This window comes from Streptomyces coeruleoprunus, assembly GCF_039542925.1.
GTDB lineage: Bacteria > Actinomycetota > Actinomycetes > Streptomycetales > Streptomycetaceae > Streptomyces > Streptomyces coeruleoprunus.
Window position 1 is genome coordinate 7361133 of record NZ_BAABIT010000001.1, and the last position, 21526, is coordinate 7382658.

Annotated in this window: 12 protein-coding genes and 1 CRISPR repeat array; of the genes, 10 read left to right on the forward strand and 2 right to left on the reverse strand. The window is 69.7% G+C overall.

Annotated elements, in window-relative coordinates:
• Positions 1-260: 260 nt before the first annotated feature.
• From casA to cas2e, 7 genes are all read left to right on the forward strand, one after another.
• The gene (casA, locus tag ABEB09_RS32935) at positions 261-1940 is read left to right on the forward strand and encodes a type I-E CRISPR-associated protein Cse1/CasA (protein ID WP_345693577.1); all 1680 of its coding nucleotides are present in this window, start codon (positions 261-263) and stop codon (positions 1938-1940) included.
• Positions 1937-3082 (forward strand): type I-E CRISPR-associated protein Cse2/CasB, encoded by a 1146-nt coding sequence (gene casB / locus ABEB09_RS32940; protein ID WP_345693578.1) that lies wholly within the window; start codon positions 1937-1939, stop codon positions 3080-3082. The genes casA and casB overlap by 4 nt, the downstream gene beginning before the upstream one ends.
• A gap of 102 nt (positions 3083-3184) precedes the next feature.
• Entirely contained in the window at positions 3185-4348 is a 1164-nt protein-coding gene (gene cas7e, locus ABEB09_RS32945) for a type I-E CRISPR-associated protein Cas7/Cse4/CasC (RefSeq protein ID WP_345693579.1), read from the forward strand.
• Positions 4345-5136, forward strand: a complete 792-nt coding sequence (cas5e, locus tag ABEB09_RS32950) for a type I-E CRISPR-associated protein Cas5/CasD (protein ID WP_345693580.1) — start codon at positions 4345-4347, stop codon at positions 5134-5136. Before cas7e ends, cas5e begins: the two co-directional genes overlap by 4 nt.
• A gap of 6 nt (positions 5137-5142) precedes the next feature.
• Positions 5143-5940 carry a type I-E CRISPR-associated protein Cas6/Cse3/CasE gene (cas6e, locus tag ABEB09_RS32955; protein ID WP_345693581.1) on the forward strand — a complete coding sequence of 266 codons (798 nt, stop codon included), beginning with the start codon at positions 5143-5145 and terminating at the stop codon, positions 5938-5940.
• Positions 5933-6922 carry a type I-E CRISPR-associated endonuclease Cas1e gene (gene cas1e / locus ABEB09_RS32960; RefSeq protein ID WP_345693582.1) on the forward strand — a complete coding sequence of 330 codons (990 nt, stop codon included), beginning with the start codon at positions 5933-5935 and terminating at the stop codon, positions 6920-6922. The genes cas6e and cas1e overlap by 8 nt, the downstream gene beginning before the upstream one ends.
• A complete protein-coding gene (gene cas2e / locus ABEB09_RS32965) occupies positions 6919-7266 on the forward strand; it encodes a type I-E CRISPR-associated endoribonuclease Cas2e (RefSeq protein ID WP_345693583.1) in 348 nt (115 codons plus the stop codon). The genes cas1e and cas2e overlap by 4 nt, the downstream gene beginning before the upstream one ends.
• 21 nt (positions 7267-7287) lie before the next feature.
• A CRISPR array of direct repeats spans positions 7288-9328; the repeat unit is 28 nt; unit sequence GTCGTCCCCGCACCCGCGGGGGTAGTTC.
• 1411 nt (positions 9329-10739) lie between these two features.
• Here cas2e and yicI read toward each other — a convergent pair.
• Both yicI and ABEB09_RS32975 read right to left on the reverse strand, forming a co-directional pair.
• Positions 10740-13022: an alpha-xylosidase gene (yicI, locus tag ABEB09_RS32970; protein WP_345693584.1), complete on the reverse strand. Its 2283-nt coding sequence runs from the start codon at positions 13020-13022 to the stop codon at positions 10740-10742.
• 1605 nt (positions 13023-14627) lie between these two features.
• Positions 14628-17471 carry a glycoside hydrolase family 3 C-terminal domain-containing protein gene (locus ABEB09_RS32975; protein WP_345693585.1) on the reverse strand — a complete coding sequence of 948 codons (2844 nt, stop codon included), beginning with the start codon at positions 17469-17471 and terminating at the stop codon, positions 14628-14630.
• Positions 17472-17805: 334 nt separating this feature from the next.
• Here ABEB09_RS32975 and ABEB09_RS32980 point away from each other — a divergent pair, with 334 nt between their 5' ends.
• The 3 genes from ABEB09_RS32980 to ABEB09_RS32990 are packed head-to-tail and all read left to right on the forward strand — an operon-like array spanning position 17806 to position 21457.
• Positions 17806-19482 (forward strand): extracellular solute-binding protein, encoded by a 1677-nt coding sequence (locus tag ABEB09_RS32980; protein WP_345693586.1) that lies wholly within the window; start codon positions 17806-17808, stop codon positions 19480-19482.
• Positions 19482-20534, forward strand: a complete 1053-nt coding sequence (locus ABEB09_RS32985; RefSeq protein ID WP_345693587.1) for an ABC transporter permease — start codon at positions 19482-19484, stop codon at positions 20532-20534. Before ABEB09_RS32980 ends, ABEB09_RS32985 begins: the two co-directional genes overlap by 1 nt.
• Positions 20531-21457 (forward strand): carbohydrate ABC transporter permease, encoded by a 927-nt coding sequence (locus ABEB09_RS32990; protein WP_345693588.1) that lies wholly within the window; start codon positions 20531-20533, stop codon positions 21455-21457. The genes ABEB09_RS32985 and ABEB09_RS32990 overlap by 4 nt, the downstream gene beginning before the upstream one ends.
• Positions 21458-21526 lie beyond the last annotated feature (69 nt).

Here is a 21526-nt window from a genome sequence, read left to right on the forward strand (position 1 = left end):
TGAAGCACTAAGCGGGAACACCCCCGGTACTCGGGGAGGGCCGGCTCCATGCGCCGTTGCGTCAGGGTACAGGTCCGCCGCCCGAGCGGACGGAGGGGGCGCGCAGGCCGTCCGGATGCGCCGGAAGTGGTTGTAAGCAGTAAGCGTTGTGTGCCAGTGTTGCGCTGATCGGACGACCCTCAAATACCCTTCGTAAAGGGTGAGTTGATGGCACATCCGCGGCTTCGTAGATGGCACGTGATTGATGGAGGGGCATCACCATGGAAGCTGACGGAGATCTCGTCCGCGGCGACTGGCTGATCACAGTCGACGTTGACGGAGCAGTTCGCACGACCGGCTTATGCGGCGTGTTGATGGGCGCACATACGGTCCGGCGGCTGGAGCTCCCGGTGCCCACGATGCTGGCCGCGTTGCTGCGGCAGCTACTGTTGCCGGTGGTGCTGGACGCCATCGGCGTACCGCGTACGCGGCAGGAGTGGGCGGAGCGGTTCAGGCGTGGCCGGTTCTCGGACACCGAGGTGACGCAGCTGGCCGAGTACCTTGGGGCCCGGTACGGCGACCGCTTCAGGCTCTTCGACGACCAGCGACCGTTTGCACAGGTTGCGGGTCTGGAAGCCCTCACGGGAGAGACGAAATCGGCCGCGCAGCTTGTGCCGTCGATCGCCTCCGGTAACAACGTGCCGCTGTTCAGCTCACTCACCGAAGGCGACGACTTGATGTTGGCGCCCGATCAGGCGCTGCTATGGCTGCTTCACGCACACTGCTGGGACACGGCTTCCATCAAGACCGGAGCCGTGGGTGATCCGCAGGCAAAGAACGGCATCACGACCGGCAATCCGACGGGGCCCCTTGGCCAGCTCGGTGTGACCATTCCGGTGGGCCAGAACCTGTTCGAGACGCTGATGCTGAACACGCCGATCCGGGCGGACGGCTTGGACCCGGTGGACCGGCCCCAGTGGGCGTGGGACGAGCGCCCGGCCTCGCTCGGCTGGAAGTCGCCAGCCGGCCCCGAGTGGTCGTCACGCCCGGCGGGGGAGCTGCTGGACCTGCTCACCTTCCAGGCTCGCCGCATCCGGCTGATCCCGTGTGAGACGGACCGGGGTCTCCGTGTGCGTCGCGTGATCGTTTGCGCAGGCGACCGTCTCACCCAGACTTCGGCCTTGGACCCGCACACCGCTTGGTCCCACACCACGAAGCCGAAGGCGGGCAAGCCCCAGCAGCGCCCCCGTCGCCATGCCTCCGGGCGCTCGGCTTGGGAAGGACTCGGCACACTTCTCGCCCTCGCGCTGCCCGTGGAGGGAGAAGGACCATACACCTCCGCGCTCCTGCGGCAGGTCGGTGGTCTAAGCGCCGAAGATGCCCTACCTGGCAAGTACCAGCTTGGTGTGGAGATCTGCGGTCTCGAATACGGCAATCAGTCCGCCGTCGTCGAGAACGCCATCGGCGACAGCCTGCCCCTCCCGGTGGCCTCCCTGCTCGCCGAGGACGAGTGGCTGCGCACCGCGATCCTGGAATGTGTCACCCAGGCGGACCAGGCCGGCCGCGCCCTGGACAACCTCAACAACGACCTGCGACGCGCCTCCGGCGGAGACCCATTGCCACGTGACAAAGGTCAGCGTCCCTCCTCCCGGTTCCTGCACAGCCTCGACGGTACGATGCGCCGCCTGCTCACCGGGCTGCGTACCGTAGGTGAGGACGACGACCTGCTTGAGCGCGCCCAGCTCGCCTGGGAGCTGTCCGTACGCGCGGCGGCCGTGCGGGAGGCTGAAGCGCTCCTGGCTGCCGCGCCGCCGCGCGCGATCGTGGGACGGGCCGAGAAGCAGGGCGGCAAGGAGGTCGTGTACCGGAGTGGCAAGGCCATGGCCATCTTCCACAAGAAGCTCGCCGAGAGCCTGACCCGACTGCCCTCCAACGGCCCGGAGAACGGGGAGGCGGCATGAGCACCGTAACCGGTAGGACGGGTACCGGCCTGCGGGCCTACTTCTGGGAAGAAGCCGCCGCTGACTGGCAGACCCGCGCCCAGGAAGGCCGCCCCGGCTTCTCGGAGCACGTCACGCGTCGCCTGCGCGGCCTGCGCGACGGCATCGGCGGCGAGCCGGGCACCGTCCCCGCCGTCCGGGACGCCCACCGGGTGCGGCTGACAGACGCCGCACGGGAAACGGACCGCCTGCCCGACCTCTACATCGCCGAGCACGCCGCCCTTACCCTCTACGGGCGCCACCAACAGGCATCCGCCGAACCGGCCCACCGCCCCAAGGCCGGCCTGGGCAGGGCATGCCGGGAACTGCGCCGCTCCGGAGCCTTGTCGGAGAGCGCCGTGGAGCAGCGGCTGATCGCGGCCGCCACAGCGCAGGAACTCCATGAGCTCGTCCAGCACCTGTACCGGCTCGTCCCCCTGCTGGGACAGGCGGGTATTGGCCTCGACTACACCCGGCTGATGTACGACTTCGCCGCCTGGGAGAGCCCGGAACGGGACCGGGTCCTGCGCTCGTGGGGGCTGCAGTACACCGAGCCGTCCGCCACCGAGGCCGATGACGCCACCCGTGCCGCCCCGTACTGGGCAGGATTCCTCCCGGACGGCGTGGACAGCGGCGCGCAGCTCGCGGCACTGAGGTCCGGTACAGGCCGTGAGGCCGGCAGCGTGCCCGCGATGTGGCCGTACTATCGGACCCGCATGCCTTCTGACCTGCGCGGCAAGGGCGCCCTCACCCGCGACTTGATCGCCGAGCACACGGCACTCCACCTCTTCGGGCGGCACCAGCAGGGCCGAAGCCGCACGATGCACGTCCCTGGCAACACCCCCGGCACGGCTGCGCGCCTGCTGCTTACGAAGAACGGCATCGGCATCGAAGCGCTGGAACGCCGGTTCGGTGCCCTCCTGACCTCGATCGACAGCGTCGAGCTGGCGATGCACCTGCGGGGCTTCGTCACCCTGCTCTCACGCGCGGAGATCGGCCTCGACTACGACCTGCTGCGTACCGCCCTGCGGACCTGGGACGACCCGCGGACGCACGCCCAGAACCGCTTCCGTAGCCGCTGGGATCGTGACTTCCGCGTCGACCCCACGTCCAAGAACTCCTGACGCCAGCGCCGGACAAAGTCTCCCGTCCGGCGCCGCGTGATCCACCCCTTCGTCTCCGTGTCGCCGTTCGGCGACGCCTCATGTCACCGAGGAGCCACTTTCGTGAGCCAGCCCACCCTGTTCGTTGAGGTCCACGTCCTTCAGAGCCTGCCCCCGTCCAACGCCAACAGGGACGATTCCGGGACTCCGAAGCAGGCCGTTTTCGGTGGCGCCCGCCGTGCCCGGGTTTCCTCCCAGGCGTGGAAGCGCGCCACCCGCGTCGAATTCGCCGAGGCCGTCGAACCGGCCGACCGCGCGACCCGGACCAAGCGGATCGCCGCCCTGCTCGCCGAGCGGCTCACCAGGCCGGTCACCGATGGCGGTACGGGACTCGACATCGCCCAGGCCGAGCGTCTGGCCGCCGCCCTGCTGGAGCCTCTGGGGATCACCAAGTCGTCCAAGAAGGAGGAACAGTCCGCCTACCTCCTGTTCTTCGGCAAGCGCCAGCTCGACGACATCGTCAAGCTGCTGAACGGCCGCGCCGCAGAACTTGCCGCTCTGCCCGACAAGGACCTCAAGGCCGAAGTCGGCAAGCTCCCCGTGGTCGCCACCCTCTCCACCGGCCACCCGGCGGAGGTCGCGCTCTTCGGCCGCATGGTCGCCGACCTACCGACCCTTAATGTGGACGCCGCCGTCCAAGTCGCACACGCCCTGTCCACCCATGCCGTGCGCACCGAGTTCGACTATTACACCGCGGTGGATGACGAGAACACCGACGACCACGGCGCCGGCATGATCGGCACCGTCGAGTTCAACTCCTCCACCCTCTACCGCTACGCGGTCCTCGGCGTACACCAGCTGCGCGACAATCTCACCTCTGCCGAGGACACACGCCACACGGCTGTCCGCTTCGTCGACGCCTTCACCCGCTCCATGCCCACCGGTCACCAGAACTCCTTCGCCCACCGCACCCTGCCCCACCTCGTACTCCTCACCCTCCGCACCGACCAGCCGGTCAACCTGGTCTCCGCCTACGAGGAGCCGGTCGTGGGCGTCACCGGCCTGGCGAACGAGTCAGCCGTCCGCCTAGCCGACGAGCTCACGTCCATCGCCACCACCTGGGGCGCCAGGCCGTCGAACATCCTGGCCGCCTACAACGTCGAAGCAGACAAGCTCACGGAAGCGTTCGGCCCGTCCATTGCCTTCCCGCAGCTACTCGATTCCCTCGGCGAGCTGGTCGGACAGTGGCTCGCTGACGCCGAGAAGACGAAGGCCGACGTGCGATGACCGACCACGCCGTCCTCGTCCTCCGCCTGGCCGCGCCCCTGCAGTCCTGGGGCGGACCCTCCCGCTACAACCGGCGCGAGACTCGGCCCCAACCGACCAAGTCCGGTGTCCTCGGCCTCCTCGCAGCCGCCGAGGGCCGCCCCCGAGAAGCCTCGATCACCGATCTCCTCAACCTTCGCCTCGGTGTACGCGTCGACCAACCGGGCTCCCTGCTGCGCGACTACCACACCGCCAGCGACTACCGCGGCATCCCACTGCCCTCCGCCAAAGTGAATGCGAAGGGCGCGCAGACGAAGACCAGCCCCCCAAAGTACACCGGCGTCACCGAGCGGTTCTACCTTCAGGACGCCGTGTTCGTCGCAGCCCTGTGCGGCCCCGCATCCCTCCTGGAACACCTAGAGCACGCCCTACGCCACCCCGCATTTCCGCTCGCCCTCGGTCGCCGCTCCTGCCCGCCCACCGGACCGGTCAGCCTCGGACTGCAGGACAGCACCGAACTCCCGGACGCACTTGCGGCCGTACCGTGGCAGGCGTCCGCCCATCGCCGCTGCCAGGTTCGAGGGACGGAGGTGACACTGGAGGCCACAGTCGAGGATCCAGCCGGCGATCAGCTCGCCGTGGACGTTCCCGACACCTACGACCTGAAAACCGGCACCCTCTTCGGCCGCCGGTCCGTCCGGCACCTGTGGGTCACCGTCCCCACCGGCCGGCAAGCAGCAGAACCCGCCGACGAAGAAGCCCCTCCGGCCAGCACCGGCCACGACCCGTTCGCCCTCCTGGGCTGGTGAGCCCCGATGCCCTACCTGTCGAAAATCGCCCTGAACCCGCGCCGTCGCAAAGCCGTCTCCCTCCTGTCCAGCCCCCACCGCCTCCACGCGGCGATCCTCGCCGGTCTCGCCGTGCAGCCCGTCACCGAGCGCGTCTTGTGGCGGATCGAGAACAACACCCCCCATCGCACCGAGATCCTCGTCCTCACTGAGAACCGCCCCTCCTGGCAGCACCTGGTCGACGAAGCCGGCTGGCCCGGAGCCGACGGCGGCGAACCCCTCCTCGCCGACTACACACCCCTCCTCGAACGCATCGCACTCGGTAAGGAGTTCGGCTTCCGCCTGACTGCTAACCCCGTCCAGAGCGTGCCGCGCCCCACCAAGCAGAGCGAGCAGCAGAACACCCGCCTCAAAGCGCGTGCAGAACCACTTAACCCGGGCGAACGCCGCCCGCGTGGCTTGCGCGTAGCCCATCGAACTGCGGCCCAGCAACTCGCCTGGCTCCTCGCCCGAGCCGATCGCCACGGCTTCACCATCCCCGAGGCCACGTCCGACACCCCGGCTCCAGGACTCAAAGCGGACGGTCTGTTCGCTGCAGGACCTGCCGTGTCGATCGTCAGCCGCGACATCCTGCGCTTCAACAAGCACCGTGACGGCCCGCGGGTCACCCTCTCAACGGCCACGTTCGAAGGGCGCCTCCGGGTTACCGACCCCGAGGCGCTGCGCGCGGCACTGCTACAGGGCATCGGGCCGGCCAAGGGCTACGGTCAAGGGCTGCTCACCCTGGCCCCGGTGCGAGCGAAGGCGGCGGTGGCGCATGCCTGAGCCATGGTGGCGAGCCGGTCCGCAGGAAGTACACCGGCTGGAGGACCGCGTCTCCAGCCTGTACGTCGAGCGCTGCCACATCGACCGAGACGACAACGCCATCGTCCTGGTCAACAAAGCACGAGTCGTACACGTGCCGGCGGCGTGGCTGGCCGTCCTCCTCATCGGCCCGGGAAGCCGCATCACCCACGGAGCCGTCACCCTCCTCGCCGACTCCGGCACCTCCCTATGCTGGGTCGGCGAACACGGCGTCCGCCTCTACGCCTCAGGCCACGGCATCGCACGCGGCTCCCAGCTCCAACTGCGCCAGGCATGGCTGGTCACCCGCCCCAAGGAACGCGTCGCGGTCGCCCGCCGCATGTACGACATGCGTTTCCCTGGTGAAGACACCTCGGACCTCACCCTCCAGCAGCTACGCGGGCGGGAGGGCACACGCGTGCGTCGACTTTACGCCCAGCACTCCGAACGCACCGGCGTGCCCTGGACCAAACGGGACTACAAACCCGGCGACGCCTTCGCAGCAGGCGACGACGTCAACCGGCTGCTGTCCGCGGCGAACTCAGCCCTCTACGGCATCTGCCACGCCGTCATAACCGGCATCGGAGCCAGCCCGGCCCTCGGCTTCGTTCACACGGGCTCTGCATTGTCATTCGTCCTGGACATCGCCGACCTCTACAAGGCCGAGTTCACCATCCCACTGGCCTTCGACCTTGCCGCCAAGGGACTGACCTCGGAGCGCGATGCCCGAACGGCTCTTCGCGACGCGATCGTCCAGGACAAGCTGCTGTCCCGCGTGGTCGCAGACATCAAGAACCTGCTCGTCCCGGAAGGCACCACCCTGCTGGAGGAAGACCTGGGAGCACTGTGGGACGACAAGGAGGGCGTTGTCAGCGGCGGCCGAAACTGGGGGTCGGACTTCTTCAGCCCTGAAAGCCACCTGGACGTCATCCCGGACGACCCGAACCGGGACACAGCCCCATGAGCGCCGCGACCACGGTCGTTATCCTCATCGCAGCCCCACCCGGTCTCCGAGGCCACCTAACCCGCTGGTTCGTCGAAGTCGCCCCAGGAGTCTTCGTCGGCAGCCCAAACCCGCGTATCCGCGACGGGCTGTGGAAAGTTCTGACCGACCGCATCCGAGACGGTCAGGCAGTCATGATCGAACCCGCCCGAACCGAACAGGGCTGGACTGTCCGCACCGTCGGCCAGGATCGCTGGACCCCCACCGACTTCGACGGCCTCACCCTCATGTCCAGGCCCAGAGGAAACGCCGAACAGCCCTGGAAAACCGCGAAGCAAGTGAATGAAAACCGCATGATCACGTGACAACAGCCAAGGCCAGCAAGTGTCGTCCCCGCACCCGCGGGGGTAGTTCCTGGCTGCCGTTTTGCGGCTGAAGGGCCTGAACGTCGTCCCCGCACCCGCGGGGGTAGTTCGTCACGGTCGCCGTCCTCCTCGGCCGCCTTGGTGTCGTCCCCGCACCCGCGGGGGTAGTTCGCCCTACGCATCAAGGCCCAGGCGGAGGCCGAGGTCGTCCCCGCACCCGCGGGGGTAGTTCGCTCATCATGGCTGCCATCGCGCTGGCCCCAGGTCGTCCCCGCACCCGCGGGGGTAGTTCGGTGAGCGTGCCGCCGCTGCCGACCTCGCTGATGTCGTCCCCGCACCCGCGGGGGTAGTTCCTCCATCAACGAGTGGGCCCTCGGGCTGACGAGGTCGTCCCCGCACCCGCGGGGGTAGTTCCGAGGTTGTCGTCAACGACCCCGGCTCTACTGAGTCGTCCCCGCACCCGCGGGGGTAGTTCCGACCCCGGCTCTACTGATCCCGACACCCAAGGGTCGTCCCCGCACCCGCGGGGGTAGTTCGAGTGCGCTAGAGCGCCATAGCGGTTTCAAGACGTCGTCCCCGCACCCGCGGGGGTAGTTCCGTCGCCCGGGCCGGGACGGTGTCCGCCTCCGCGTCGTCCCCGCACCCGCGGGGGTAGTTCGAGCGGTTCCAGGTAGGCCAACGTCTCCAGGTTGTCGTCCCCGCACCCGCGGGGGTAGTTCCAGCGTGTGGATCCTCGACTCCAGTACCTACTCGTCGTCCCCGCACCCGCGGGGGTAGTTCCAGGGACACCTCGGGGCGGCCGGTCCCGGGCGCGTCGTCCCCGCACCCGCGGGGGTAGTTCGACCGGCGGCTGGGCCCTCGCTACCAGCGGAGGGTCGTCCCCGCACCCGCGGGGGTAGTTCCAGTCGGTACAGCGGAGCTTGCCCAATGACGGCGTCGTCCCCGCACCCGCGGGGGTAGTTCCACGAACAGGAACTCGGGCTTGGTGCCGCACACGTCGTCCCCGCACCCGCGGGGGTAGTTCGTCGGCATGACCGGCGCGGCCGTCGACGCGGCGGTCGTCCCCGCACCCGCGGGGGTAGTTCCCGAGGGTCGCAGGGCGGCCCGCCTGGCCGCATGTCGTCCCCGCACCCGCGGGGGTAGTTCCGGCATCGAGACCCATTGGCTGGGGTGCGAGGTGTCGTCCCCGCACCCGCGGGGGTAGTTCCCTGCCCGGGCCCCTGGGCGGATCCGGCGAGACGTCGTCCCCGCACCCGCGGGGGTAGTTCGCAGTTCCGCGACGTCGTCTTCCCGGAGATCGTGTCGTCCGCGCACCCGCGGGGGTAGTTCGGTCATGGAGCGGCTCGGGTACCCGCCGATGCCGTCGTCCCCGCACCCGCGGGGGTAGTTCCGCCGACGCGATGATCCGCGCCGACACCCTGTCGTCGTCCCCGCACCCGCGGGGGTAGTTCCCGCAGCCTCGGCGTGTTCTCGCCCGACGAGGTGTCGTCCCCCCACCCGCGGGGGTAGTTCCGATCACCCGGGCGGCCTCGGACCACCGAGTTCGTCGTCCCCGCACCCGCGGGGGTAGTTCCAGGTGGTGCATGCGGGCGTCGAGCCCTTCGGTGTCGTCCCCGCACCCGCGGGGGTAGTTCCCAGGGCATCGGGCCTGCTCTCTCCGGTCGTGCGTCGTCCCCGCACCCGCGGGGGTAGTTCACGCCCACACCAAGCCGTACGACGGGGACGAGCGTCGTCCCCGCACCCGCGGGGGTAGTTCTCCGGGACCGGTGCCCTTCGGGGCGGCCAGCGTGTCGTCCCCGCACCCGCGGGGGTAGTTCGCGCCCCCTGCCCTCCCCGAAGGGAGAACAGGGGTCGTCCCCGCACCCGCGGGGGTAGTTCAATGAGATACCCCCTGCCCTCCCGGAAGGGAAGGTCGTCCCCGCACCCGCGGGGGTAGTTCGCCTGCGAAGCAGCGCACGGCGGAGGAACTGCTGTCGTCCCCCCACCCGCGGGGGTAGTTCTCTCGATTCCTGACAACGGCGTGCGCCCCCGGAGTCGTCCCCGTACCCGCGGGGGTAGTTCCTACGACATGCGGCGCCTGCCCCGCACCGACATGTCGTCCCCGTACCCGCGGGGGGGGGGAGTTCCCAGGACAGGCCGTACTCGGTCGCGGACAGACCGTCGTCCCCGTACCCGCGGGGGTAGTTCGCCTTCGGTGAGCTGATGGTGGCGCTCGCGCCGGTCGTCCCCGCACCCGCGGGGGTAGTTCGCCACGGTACGCCCCATATCGCTGGCCCCACTGGTCGTCCCCGCGCCCGCGAGGGTAGTTCGCCCGGGTGCGACCTGTACGTCGAGCGCGAGCGGTCATCCCCGTACCCGCGGGGGTAGTTCCGCCACAGCCCACCTCACCTCGATGGCGAACCCGTCGTCCCCGCACCCGCGGGGGTAGTTCCCGCACAGTCACCGCGCTGGCGCCGCCGCCCGGGTCCTCCCCGCACCCGCGGGAGTAGTTCCAACGTCTCCATTGTCGCCCAGGCGGGCGGCCCGTCGTCCCCGCACCGGCGGGGGTAGTTCGGACGGCAAGGACGCGGGAGGTCCCGGAGGCCGGTCGTCCCGGCACCCGCAGGGGTAGTTCCCGGATCCGCAAGGGGCTACGGGCCCGGTCGTGTCGTCCCCGCACCCGCGAGGGTAGTCGACGTGGGCGCGGGCTCGGCAGTACGTCCTGACCCGCACGGAGCTCGCCTCCGAACTGGCCAAGCCGCCCTGCGATGTCCGGCACGCCGGGATCTCGTTCTGGCTGTACTCCGGTGTGGACCCGGCCGAATGCGCTCGCCGAGCGGACCAGAGCATCGAGGTCTCTTCCGCCGCTATGCCAAGTTTCTGGACGGCGTCCGGGAGCAGGCCAACCGCCTCATCGAGCGGTCCATGCAGGAGTGGGAACGCGTCAGCCAGGACACGGCGCCTGCAGGCTGAGTCGGAGTTTTGGTCCGCGCTGGTCCGGAAGCGCTGGTCAGAAGCGGGATAACAGTGGGAGGAACTGGGAGTTGCAGCACAAAACGAACCTAGCTCCAAGCGGGTCCGGCTGAAGGCGCCTGACGGGCAAAAGACCAGGTCAGGCGCCTCTTTTCGTGCCTCTAGAAGAAGCCCAGCTTCTTCGTGGAGTACGACAGCAGCAGGTTCTTCGTCTGCGGCGGTACAGGAGGTACACGGACGTTGACCTGCGGAAACCGTGCTCGGCGGGCCTGTGGAGCGGAGCGTGGACCGGGAATGGGCCGGATCTTGATCGTGGACCTCTGCACCTGCCGTCCAGGTCGCCTGTCGCCCGTCGTGCTCGACCAATCCGTTCATAGCAGGGCGTCCAGTTGACCGGGGCCCAGGTGTCGCTTGGCCTGACGACGCATGGCGGCATGCGTCGGTTGGTGGGCATCGAAGGCGTCGGCGAGGAACCGTGTCCAGGGCGGGGCCCCGCAGGGACCCCGCCCCGGCTGTCGGGTTCAGGCCGGGTACGGCAGGTCGGCCTCCGAGGTGCCGGCCGGCCGGGTGTGCAACGTTGCGTTCGGGCCGCCGATCCGCAGCTGCCACGGGTGCGGGCTGTCGGTGGCCACGTGCAGGCGGCCGCCACGGCGGCGCAGGTGGAAGCGGGCCGCCTGCCCGGGGCCGTCGGTGCTGGGGATCACGACGGTGCGCTCGGTGTCGTCGGCGAAGGCGTGCACCCGCAGCTCGACTCCGTCCGCCCACTCGGAGACGGGGCGCTGGTCGTCGGCGCCGAGTGGGATGACGGAGTCGGGGCGGGCGAGGAGCGGCAGGGTGCGGAAGTCGTGCTGCTCGCGGACCCAGCGGGGGCCGGTGACCCGGGTGCCGGTCAGGACGTTGGTCCACGTGCCCTCGGGTACGTAGTAGTCGACCGTGCCGTCGTCGGTGAAGATGGGGGCGACGAGGAGGTCGTCGCCGAGCAGGTACTGCCGGTCGAGCGTGGCGGCGGCCGGGTCGTCGGGGAACTCCAGCACCATCGCGCGCATCACCGGGACGCCGGTGGCGTGCGCCTGCTGGGCGGCGCGCTGGAGGTAGGGGGCGAGGCGATGCTTGAGCAGGGTGAACTCGCGGGTGACCTCGACGGCCTCCTCGCCGTAGTCCCACGGCACACGGTAGGACTTGCTGCCATGCAGGCGGCTGTGCGAGGAGAGCAGCCCGAACTGCACCCAGCGCTTGAAGACGGTGGGCGTCGGGGTGCCTTCGAAGCCGCCGATGTCGTGGCTCCAGAAGCCGAAGCCGGACAGGCCGAGGGAGAGTCCGCCGCGCAGCGACTCGGCCATGGCGTTGAAGTGGGACTCGCAGTCACCGCCCCAGTGCACCGGGTACTGCTGGCCGCCCGCGGTGGCGGAGCGCGCGAACAGCAGCGCCTCGCCGTCCCCGCGCACCTCGCGCAGCAGCTCGAAGACCGCCTCGTTGTAGAGGTGGGTGTAGTAGTTGTGCATCCGCTCCGGGTCGGAACCGTCGTGCCACACCACGTCGGTGGGAATGCGCTCGCCGAAGTCGGTCTTGAAACAGTCGACGCCCTGGTCGAGCAGGGCGCGTAGTTTCGCCAGGTACCAGTCGCGTGCGGCGGGGTTCGTGAAGTCCACCAGCGCCATGCCGGGCTGCCACAGGTCCCACTGCCACACGCTGCCGTCCGGGCGCCGCACGAGGTGGCCCGCGCGTATGCCCTCCTCGAAGAGTGCCGACTTCTGCGCGATGTAGGGGTTGATCCAGGCGGAGATCCGCAGCCCCCGCTCCTTGAGCCGGGCCAGCATCCCGGCCGGGTCGGGGAAGGTGTCGGCGTCCCACGCGAAGTCGCACCACTGGTAGCCGCGCATCCAGAAGCAGTCGAAGTGGAACACGCTCAGCGGGATGCCGCGTTCGGCCATGCCGCCGACGAAGCGGTTGACGGTGGCCTCGTCGTAGTCGGTGGTGAAGGACGTCGTCAGCCACAGGCCCAGCGCCCAGGCCGGCGGCAGCGCGGGGCGGCCGGAGAGGACCGTGTAACGCTCCAGGACCTGCTTGGGGGTGGGGCCGTGGACGACGAAGAACTCCAGCGACTGGTCCTCGACGCTGAACTGCACCTGGCCGACCGCCTCGGAGCCGACCTCGTAACTCACCTTGCCGGGGTGGTTGACGAAGACCCCGTAGCCGCGGTTCGTCAGGTGGAAGGGGACGTTCTTGTAGGCCTGCTCGCTGCTGGTGCCTCCGTCCGCCTGCCAGATGTCCACGGACTGCCCGTTCCGGACGAACGGGGTGAAGCGTTCCCCGAGCCCGTAGACCAGCTCGCCGACGCCCAAGGCGAGTTGGCCCACCATGTGGTGCCGGCCGGCGGCGTCGGTGACGAAGCCGATGCCGCGCTCGCCCACGGAGGTCAGCACCCGGCCGCCGGCGGAGAACTCCAGGCGCCACGGCTGGGAGGTGTCCACCCGCAGCGACAGCTCACCCGCACCGAGCTCGACCACCGCGCCGTCCCGGTACACCTTTCCCACATCCGGTCGCGCGCCGGGCAGTGCGAACTCCGGCCCCCGGCGCACCGAGCCGGCGTGGTGGGTGGCACGCACCCCGATCACGCCCTCGGCCGGCGACCAGCACTCGACCGTCAGCAACGCGCTGTTGAGCGTGTCGCCGCGGCCGCGCACGTGCTTCACCGGCGCGTAGAGGGTTACCCGGTGCTCGTCGGCCCGGACGTCCGCGACCTCGGTGGCGTAGCGCGCGGTCACTCCGGGACGCATCAGCCAGTAGCCGTCGGTGAACTTCATCGGGTGGTTTCCTCCGTCCGCGCGCGGTGCGCGGTGATCAGGCCCCGGTACCAGTGGTAGCTGTCCTTGGGCGTTCGGGTGAGCGTCCACCCCGGCCGCGACGGCATCCGCGACGGCGGCGAGGTGGTTGGCCGGGTAGGCGATCCGGTCCGGGTCATGGACCGGGCCGTCGGGGGCGAGGGTGCCGTCCTCGGTTTGGTCGTTCTCGGTGATCGAGACCGGTGGGAGACACGGGTAGGGGGATGGAGTCCCTGTCCAAGATGGCGCGGAGTCCCATCGCCTGCGGACCTGCAGTGGCCCCGCCGAGCCAGGCCCCGCCGTGCCGTTGGTCCGTCCAGGCGCGGAAGGAGGCGTCCTCGGGGTGCTCGACGGTCGGCGCGCCCGGGTGAAGCAGAGTGATCCGCTCGTCGAGTGTGAGGCGTTGCATCAGGTGGTCCACGCGCTGGTCCCCCGGGAGCGCGGGATCGGGGAACGGCCACCGACGGACGGCGGGCTGGGAAGCAGAACCCACGGGAGGGACACCTCACGAGCTGAGAGACATCGGTCAGTGAAGCGCTTCGACGCTGTCACTACCCGGATATGATGTCAATGCCTGGCAAGAAGGAAGGGTCCATCGCTGTACGGCCTCTTGTTTGGCTGAGAAGGTTTTCACTGCCTTGCGTCATCAAGTGAAGCGCTTCGACGGTCCCTCGGGGGCTGCTGCCATGAGTCACCAGAGAGCCGTCGTTGCCGTCCGCGGGGTCCACGGTGAGCCGCACCCCCGGATGGCGTCGATCGCGGCGAACCGCGTCCTTACTTCGGGCCGGGAGCCGTTCCTGATCACGGAGACCAACGCCCAAGCCATCGGCGGCACCTCCGACAACCGGACCGGCGTTGACTGGTTCGGGCGGCGGGCGTCCGGTACGACGAGTTCAGCAGCCGACTTGCCGCTGCGCACCGCACCGGACAGCCCGCTCCAGGTGCCGGGCGACGCGCGGACACCCGTTGGGTGGAGGGCCCGGCCGTCGAGGACGCCGACGTCCCGGCCGAGTAGGCCCCCCGGCACTTCGGGCGCCGGCCCGCCGTCACCACCCGCCGCCACGGCGCGGGCAGCGTCACGTGCGTGGGCACCGCGCCCGGCAGCGCCTGCTGGACTCCGTCACCGTCACCGTCACCGTCTCCACTGCCACTGCCACTGCCACCTCCACCGGCACCGCCCCCGACGGCCGGCGCGTCCATGTCGTCCGGAAACGGAGACGGTAGCCCGCCACCGCCAAGGCCGCCGGTGGGCCTGACCGACGCCTGAACGGCAGCGTGGCCCCGGCCGGTACGCCGCTGCGGCTCGGTGTCTGGGACGTCCGTGTCCTCGCCGCCGCACCAGGAGCCGCCGCGGAGGACCGGTGACGTTCCGCCGCCCCGTCACGGGAAACAGGCCGACAGTTCGGCGACGAGCCCGGCGTCGGTCTCCGGCCGGCCGGTCCCGGCCGGTCCCGGCCGGTTCGTGACCGACCATGTCGAACGCAGACCTGAAGAAGCCGAGTCCGGCACCGAAGCCTTCCGGTGCCGGACCCCTCTGCGGCGACTCCTCTGCACAGGGGATCGATGGAGACCTCAGACGGGGAGACCTCAGGCGGTGAACGCGACGCGCGCGAGTCGCACCGGGCCACGCAGCCCGAGGCGGACGTCGTGCACACCGGCCGCCACGACGACGGGGGCGCTCACCGTGGCGTAGTCGTAGGGCCCGGCTGCGACCGGGGAAAGCGTGAGCGCCGCCAGTACCGGACCGTCACCCAGCGAGAGTTCGACCGTGCCCTCACCCGCGGCCTCCACCGTGATCCCGGCGGCCCCCTCTCCGAAGTCACAGTCACGGAACACCAGCTCGCCCCTCAGGCCGGTCACAGGGGCGACGGAGTCACCCGACGTCTTCGCGCGGTCCACGATCTCCGTGTCGCGCTGGTCGTCGAAGTCCACCGCGTCCAGGCCGCCCACCATGACCGGCCGGGGGACGGACGGCTCGCCGTCGAGGCCGACGGTCCCGGCCAGGCGGATGTCCTCGCTGGACGCGCCGACGAGGATCTCGTAGAGGCCCGGTGCCACCCGGTGTCGTCCCTGCGCAACATCCCAGAACGCGAAGGCCGACATCGGCACCCGGAAGGCGATCTCCGTGACCTCGCCGGGCGCGAGCGTCACACGCCGGTGCGCGACCAGTTCCCTGCGGGGCCGTGGCACCGACGGCTCCATGGCCCGCGTGTAGAGCTGGGCGACCTCGTCCGCGATGACATCACCGGTGTTGGCGACCGTGAAGGACACACGCAGTGTCCCGTCCTCGATGTGAGTCGTGAGGCCCTCGTAGGAGAAGGACGCGTACGACAGGCCGTGGCCGAACGGGAAGAGAGGCGTGCCCTCGAAGTAGAGGTACGTCTGGCGGCCGCCGATCACGTCGTAGTCGAGGAGACCCGGCAGGTCGGAGTCGTCGGCGTACCAGGTCTGCGGGAGGCGGCCGGCGGGGGAGACGTCGCCGGCCAGGATCCGGGCCAGGGCGCTGCCGGCCGCCTGGCCGCCGTGGGCCGTCCACAGCAGCGCCGGCACCTCCGCGTGATCGACCGTGTACGGGTACGACGAGACCAGCGCCAGCACCGTGTTCGGGTTGGCCGTGCGGGCCGCGCGCAGGAGGCGCTCCTGGTGGGCGGGGAGGGCGAGGGTCGTACGGTCCTCGGTCTCGCGTCCGTTGATGTGCGGATCGTTGCCCGCGACCACCACCACCACGTCCGCCTGCGAGGCGACCCTGTGCACCGCGTCCTCGCCGCTCTCGACGACGACGACCTCGAAGATCTCCCCGTTTCCGTCGGCAACCTTCAGGCCGTCGGGGGCGACAGAGAGGGGGTGGCCCGTACCGATGTGCCGAAGGAGGTGGCCGTTCTCGTGCGGTTCCAGTCGGAACGTCTCCTGGACGAACCAGCCTCCGGGCTGGTCGGCGGAGGCTCGGACACGGCCGTCCTCGGCGACGGAGAGATAACGGCCGTCGGGGGCGCGCAGGGTCAGCACGCCCTCGCCCCAGTCGATGAGGGAGAGCTCGGTGCCGGTCGCCCCGGTGATGAGCGGGGGCAGATCCGTCCGGCCTGCGAGCAGGGCCGGGTCGAGGGCGCCTTCGGCGCCGCGCGCCTCGTCGTCGGCGTCCGCCTCGGGGACGTGCAGGAAGGTTCCGGCCGAGGTCTTCAGCAGGATCCGGTCCACGCCCTCCGCGAACTGCACGCGCTCCGAGCCGAACCGCTCGGACAGGCCCGCCAGCGGCGTACAGCGGTGCAGGAGCGTGCCGCTGTACCAGTCGAGCTTGCACTCGTCGGCGAGCAGGCCGACCACCGCGAGCCGGGTGCCGGGCGCGAGCGGCAGCAGGCCACCGCTGTTCTTGAGCAGCACGACCGCCTGCTCGGCCGCCTCTTGCGCGAGGGCCCGGTGGTCCGGGGTGTCGAAGGCCGTGGTGAGCGCGTGCGGGTCGTACTCCGGGTCGAACTCGCCGAGGCGGAAACGGACCGAGAGCTGGCGGCGTACCGCCGCGTCGACGTCAGACTCGGTCAGCAGGCCCTGCTCCAGGGCGCCGCGGACCCGCGCGGTGATCTTCGAGCTGTCGGTGCCGTGGTCGGTGAAGCTGTCGACGCCGGCGAGCAGCGCGGCGGCCGTCGCCTCCTCGTGGGTGTCGAAGTAGTGCTCGGAGTCGACCAGGTTGGAGGGCGCGCCCGCGTCCGAGCAGACGAGCAGCTCCTCGTCGGTCCAGGTGCGCAGATGCTCGCTCAGATAGGGCGAGACGTGGTTCGGGCGGCCGTTGACCAGGTTGTACGCCGGCATCACGCCGGCCACGGCGCCCGCCTCGACCGTCTCGCGGAAGGCGCGCAGGTCGTATTCGTGCAGGACGCGCGGGCGGACCGAGGAGGACGTGACGTCGCGGCCCGTCTCGTTGTTGTGGGCCAGCCAGTGCTTGAGGACGGGCGCGGTGCGCCAGTACGTCGGGTGCTCGCCGCGCAGGCCGTGCGTATAGGCGGTGGCGATGGCCGAGGTGAGCTTCGGGTCCTCCGAGTAGCCCTCCTCGTTGCGGCCCCACAGAGGGTGGCGCAGCAGGTTCACGGTCGGGGACCAGACATTCAGGCTCACGCGGTCGTCGCGGGCGCGCATCGCGCGGACCTCCTTGGACACCGCCTCGCCGACCCGTCGGACGAGATCCGTGTTCCAGGTCGCGCCCAGGCCCACCGCCTGCGGGAAGACGGTGGCCGGCCCCATCCAGGCCACGCCGTGCAGGGCCTCCTGGCCGGTGCGGAACGCGGCGACGCCGAGCCGCTCCACGGCGGGCGCGAACTGGTGCAGGAATCCGATCTTCTCGTCGAGGGTGAGCCGCGACAGGAGGTCGTCGACGCGCTTCGCGAAAGTCAGCTGCTGATCGCGGAAAGGTAGTGGTGTGTGCGGCGTGTGTGCGGACACGTGGGATCCCCTTGAGGTGGACCGGCGAGTGCTTTTGAAGCGCTTCGATGCTCATCAGGCCGCAGGGCGCGTGTCAAGAGAGCAGCGCCATCGCATCCAAAAGGGCGGACAGGGTGTGGCCAAGAGTCGCCGCCCGGCCCTCGGAGGAATCTTGGAAGCGACTCTTGTGCGCCCCTGGGTGTTCACTTAACCTCACTGCAACATCGAAGCGCTTCGACTGCGCATCGCGTCGCAGTGGCCGGATGTCCGCTTTCAGCTCAGCCAGTTCCAGTCATGACACCGCAGCCGACGGCCCACCGCCGGGTGTCCAGCTGCGCCACGAAGGGTTGACGCAATGACGCCGAATGCCGCCTCCTCCGGACTGAGCCGGAGAAGCTTCCTCGCCTCCACGGCGGTCGCCACCGCGGCCGTGGCGGGGGGAATGCCGCTCCTCACCGCCTGCAGCGATGCGGAGGGCGGCGGGTCGCGAGAGGGTGCCACGTCGGGCAAGGCCGCGGACAAGCTGCTCCCGACCTATGTGGCCAGCACGGTCGCCAAGCCGGACATTCCGTCGAAGAACGGCTCGTCAGCGGGGTACACCGGCAAGGTCGACCTCGCGGCCCTCGCCACCTCGGTCCCGACCAGGCTCGGCACCGGCGCTCCCCTCGAGATCATGGCCCCGCTCTGGGGCACCCCGCCGAAGCCCGGGTGCGCGTACTACACGGCGCTCGACGCCGCGGCGGGCACCAAGATCACCTGGCAGAACCAGGACGGCAACACCTACGGTGAGAAGCTCGGTGCCGTTCTCGCCTCCAGCTCCATACCCGACATGGTGGTCGTGCCGAGCTGGGAACTGGTCGGCAAGATCTCGAACGCGGTCACCGCGAAGTTCATGGACCTCGGCCCCTATCTGGCGGGTGACAAGGTCAAGAAGTACCCGAACCTGGCCGCGATCCCGACCGACTCCTGGCGCATGAGCATCTTCGGCGGCGCGCTGCGCGGCATCCCGATGCCCGCTGCCCCCGTGCCCGGCATCGTGCCCTACTACCGCAAGGACGTCTTCGACAAGAAGGGCTACACCGTTCCCACGTCGGCCGACGAGTTCCTCAGCTGGGCGAAGGAGGCCACCAGCGCCAAGGCCAAGGTGTGGGCCTGCGGTGACATGAGGTGGTCGGCGGCAGGCTTCTTCAGCGTCCTTCCCGCCGGGTCGCTCGGCTGGAACATCGGGAACGACGGCAAGCTGACGTACCGCATCGAGCACCCCCAGTACCTCGAACATCTGGAGTGGGTCCGCAAGCTGTTCGCCGCCGGCGTCGTCCATCCCGACGACAAGGCGAACACGGGCGACCCGAGCCAGCGGTTCACCGCCGGACAGATCCTGGTCTACAACAACGACATGTCCTCCTGGTACGGCAAGACCGCCGAACAGGCCCGGTCCAACCCGGACTTCGAGATCGGCGGCATGGACTACTTCGGCGCCGACGGCGGCAGCCCGACGCTGTACGCCGGCCAGCCCGCCGGCATCTGGTCCATGATCCGCAAGGGCGCCTCGAAGGAGACGGTCGAGAACGCGCTGGCCGCGGCCAACTTCGCGGCGGCACCCTACGGCACCAAGGAGCGGATGTTCGTCGACTACGGCGTCGAGGGCACCCACTACACGGTCGCGAACGGCGCCCCGGTCAAGAACGATCAGGGCATCCAGGAGGTGAACAACGCCTGGGTGCTGCTGGCGGCCCCGGCCCCCTACACCGCCCACCCCGACCTCCCCGACATCGCCCGCATGCAGGTCGAGTGGCAGCAGCGGCAGGGCGCTCTCGTCAAGAAGACCTCCACCTACGGCATGAACATCGTCGAGCCGAGCCGGTACGCCACCCTCTCCAGCCAGTTCGAGCAGCTGGAGATCGACTTCGTACGCGGCAACAAGAAGCTCTCCGACATCCAGCAGGCCATCTCCACCTGGAAGTCCTCCGGCGGCGACAAGCTGCGCGACTGGTACAAGGAGCTCCTCGACAAGAACGGCAGCGGCAACTGATGTCCCTCACGGCCGGGAGCAGGCCCGACGGGACGCGTCCCGCCGCGGTCGTCGAGGAACCGAGGGCGGCGGTCGCCGGAGCCACCGCGAAGGAGAGCGTGCCGCGCAGGACCGCCAAGGCGGGCAAGGTCCCCTTCCGGGTCCGGTGGCGCCGCGACCGCGCGCTCATCCTGATGACCTCGCCCGTCATCGCCCTGCTCCTCCTCTTCAACTACGTCCCGCTCCTCGGCAACGTCGTCGCCTTCCAGGACTACGACCCGTACGTCTCCAGCAACGGCATCACGGCGGTCTTCCACAGCCCCTGGGTGGGCGTGGAGCAGTTCTCGCGGATGTTCGACGACCCGCTGTTCTGGAGCGCCACGAAGAACACCATCGTCCTGTTCGTGCTCCAACTGGTGCTGTTCTTCCCCGTCCCCATCGCCCTCGCGCTGGTCATCAACAGCGTGATCCGGCCCCGGGTGCGGGCCGTGGCACAGGCGATCATGTATCTCCCGCACTTCTTCTCGTGGGTCCTCGTCGTCACCGTGTTCCAGCAGATCCTCGGCGGCGCGGGCATCATCGCGCAGACCCTCGAGGAGCACGGGTGGAGCGGCTTCGACCTGATGACCGACGCGGACCTCTTCAAGTACCTGGTCACCGCGCAGGCCGTGTGGAAGGACGCCGGCTGGGGGATCATCGTCTTCCTCGCCGCGCTGTCCGCCGTCAGCACCGACCTGTACGAGGCCGCCGCCATGGACGGCGCGGGGCGCTGGCGACGCATGTGGCACGTCACGCTGCCCGCGCTGCGCCCGGTGATCGCCCTGCTCCTGGTCCTCAGGGTGGGCGACGCGCTGAGCGTCGGATTCGAGCAGTTCCTGCTCCAGCGGGACGCGGTCGGCGCAGGGGCCAGCGAGGTCCTCGACACCTACGTGTGGAACATGGGTATCCAGAACGGCGACTTCAGCTACGCGGCCGCGGTCGGCCTGGCCAAGGGACTCATCGGAGTCTGTCTCGTCCTGGGCGCGAACAAGTTCGCGCACCTGCTGGGCGAGCAGGGGGTGTACAAGAAGTGAGCCTCAACACGCAGCTCATCCGCAGCCTCAAGGCTCCCGCCCGCCCGGTGTGGGAGGAGCCGCCGAGCAAGGCGGGACTCACCGCCAAGGGCGGCTTCCTCGTGCTCTGCTGTCTCGGGGTGCTCGGCCCGCTGTGGATCGTGATCGTCACCAGCCTCTCCCCGAAGCCCGTGATCGACGAGGTCGGCGGCCTCGTCGTGATCCCCCAGGGCATCACCTTCGTCAACTACACCGAACTGCTCAGCGGTGGCCAGGTCAGCCGGGCCATCATGGTCTCGGTCGGTGTCACGCTCGCCGGCACGCTGTTCTCGATGACGGTGTCGGTGCTGGCGGCCTACGGCCTGTCGCGGCCGGGGAGTCTGGGCCATCGGTTCTTCCTGATGGCCATGATGGCGACCATGTTCTTCGGGGCCGGCCTCATTCCGACGTACCTTCTGGTCCAGTCGCTGGGCCTCACCGACACCTATCTGTCGCTGATCCTGCCGAGCGCCGTCAGCGTCTTCAACATCCTCGTCCTGCGGGCCTTCTTCATGGGGATCTCACCCGAACTCACCGAGTCCGCCCGCATCGACGGGGCCGGCGAGATGCGCATCCTGCTGACCATCATCGTGCCGCTGTCACGCGCGGTGCTGGCCGTCATCTCGCTGTTCTACGCGGTCGGGTACTGGAGCGCCTGGTTCAACGCGTCCATCTACCTCAACGACCAGGAGATGATGCCGCTGCAGAACGTGCTCATCCAGCTGGTCCAGAAGAACACCGAGGCGCCGACCGGCCTCCAGCAGGCCGTCCGCACCGGCCAACTCTCCGCCCTGGGGCTGCAGATGGCCGTCATGGTCCTCGCGCTGATCCCGGTCGCGGTCGCCTCCCCGTTCGTCCAGCGGCACTTCAAGAAGGGCATGCTCACAGGAGCCATCAAGGGCTGACGCTCTGGTCGCGCCCACGCGCCGGAGCCGCACATCGACACGGCCCCGCGCCCCTGATCCCAGCTCGAT

Excerpts from the sequence above, each read along its gene's own strand:
- cas1e (WP_345693582.1), top strand. The coding sequence starts at position 5,933 with ATGCCTGAGCCATGGTGGCGAGCCGGTCCGCAGGAAGTACACCGGCTG.
- yicI (WP_345693584.1), bottom strand. The coding sequence starts at position 13,022 with ATGAAGTTCACCGACGGCTACTGGCTGATGCGTCCCGGAGTGACCGCG.
- casB (WP_345693578.1), top strand. The coding sequence starts at position 1,937 with ATGAGCACCGTAACCGGTAGGACGGGTACCGGCCTGCGGGCCTACTTC.
- cas2e (WP_345693583.1), top strand. The coding sequence starts at position 6,919 with ATGAGCGCCGCGACCACGGTCGTTATCCTCATCGCAGCCCCACCCGGT.
- cas5e (WP_345693580.1), top strand. The coding sequence starts at position 4,345 with ATGACCGACCACGCCGTCCTCGTCCTCCGCCTGGCCGCGCCCCTGCAG.
- ABEB09_RS32980 (WP_345693586.1), top strand. The coding sequence starts at position 17,806 with ATGACGCCGAATGCCGCCTCCTCCGGACTGAGCCGGAGAAGCTTCCTC.
- cas6e (WP_345693581.1), top strand. The coding sequence starts at position 5,143 with ATGCCCTACCTGTCGAAAATCGCCCTGAACCCGCGCCGTCGCAAAGCC.
- ABEB09_RS32985 (WP_345693587.1), top strand. The coding sequence starts at position 19,482 with ATGTCCCTCACGGCCGGGAGCAGGCCCGACGGGACGCGTCCCGCCGCG.
- casA (WP_345693577.1), top strand. The coding sequence starts at position 261 with ATGGAAGCTGACGGAGATCTCGTCCGCGGCGACTGGCTGATCACAGTC.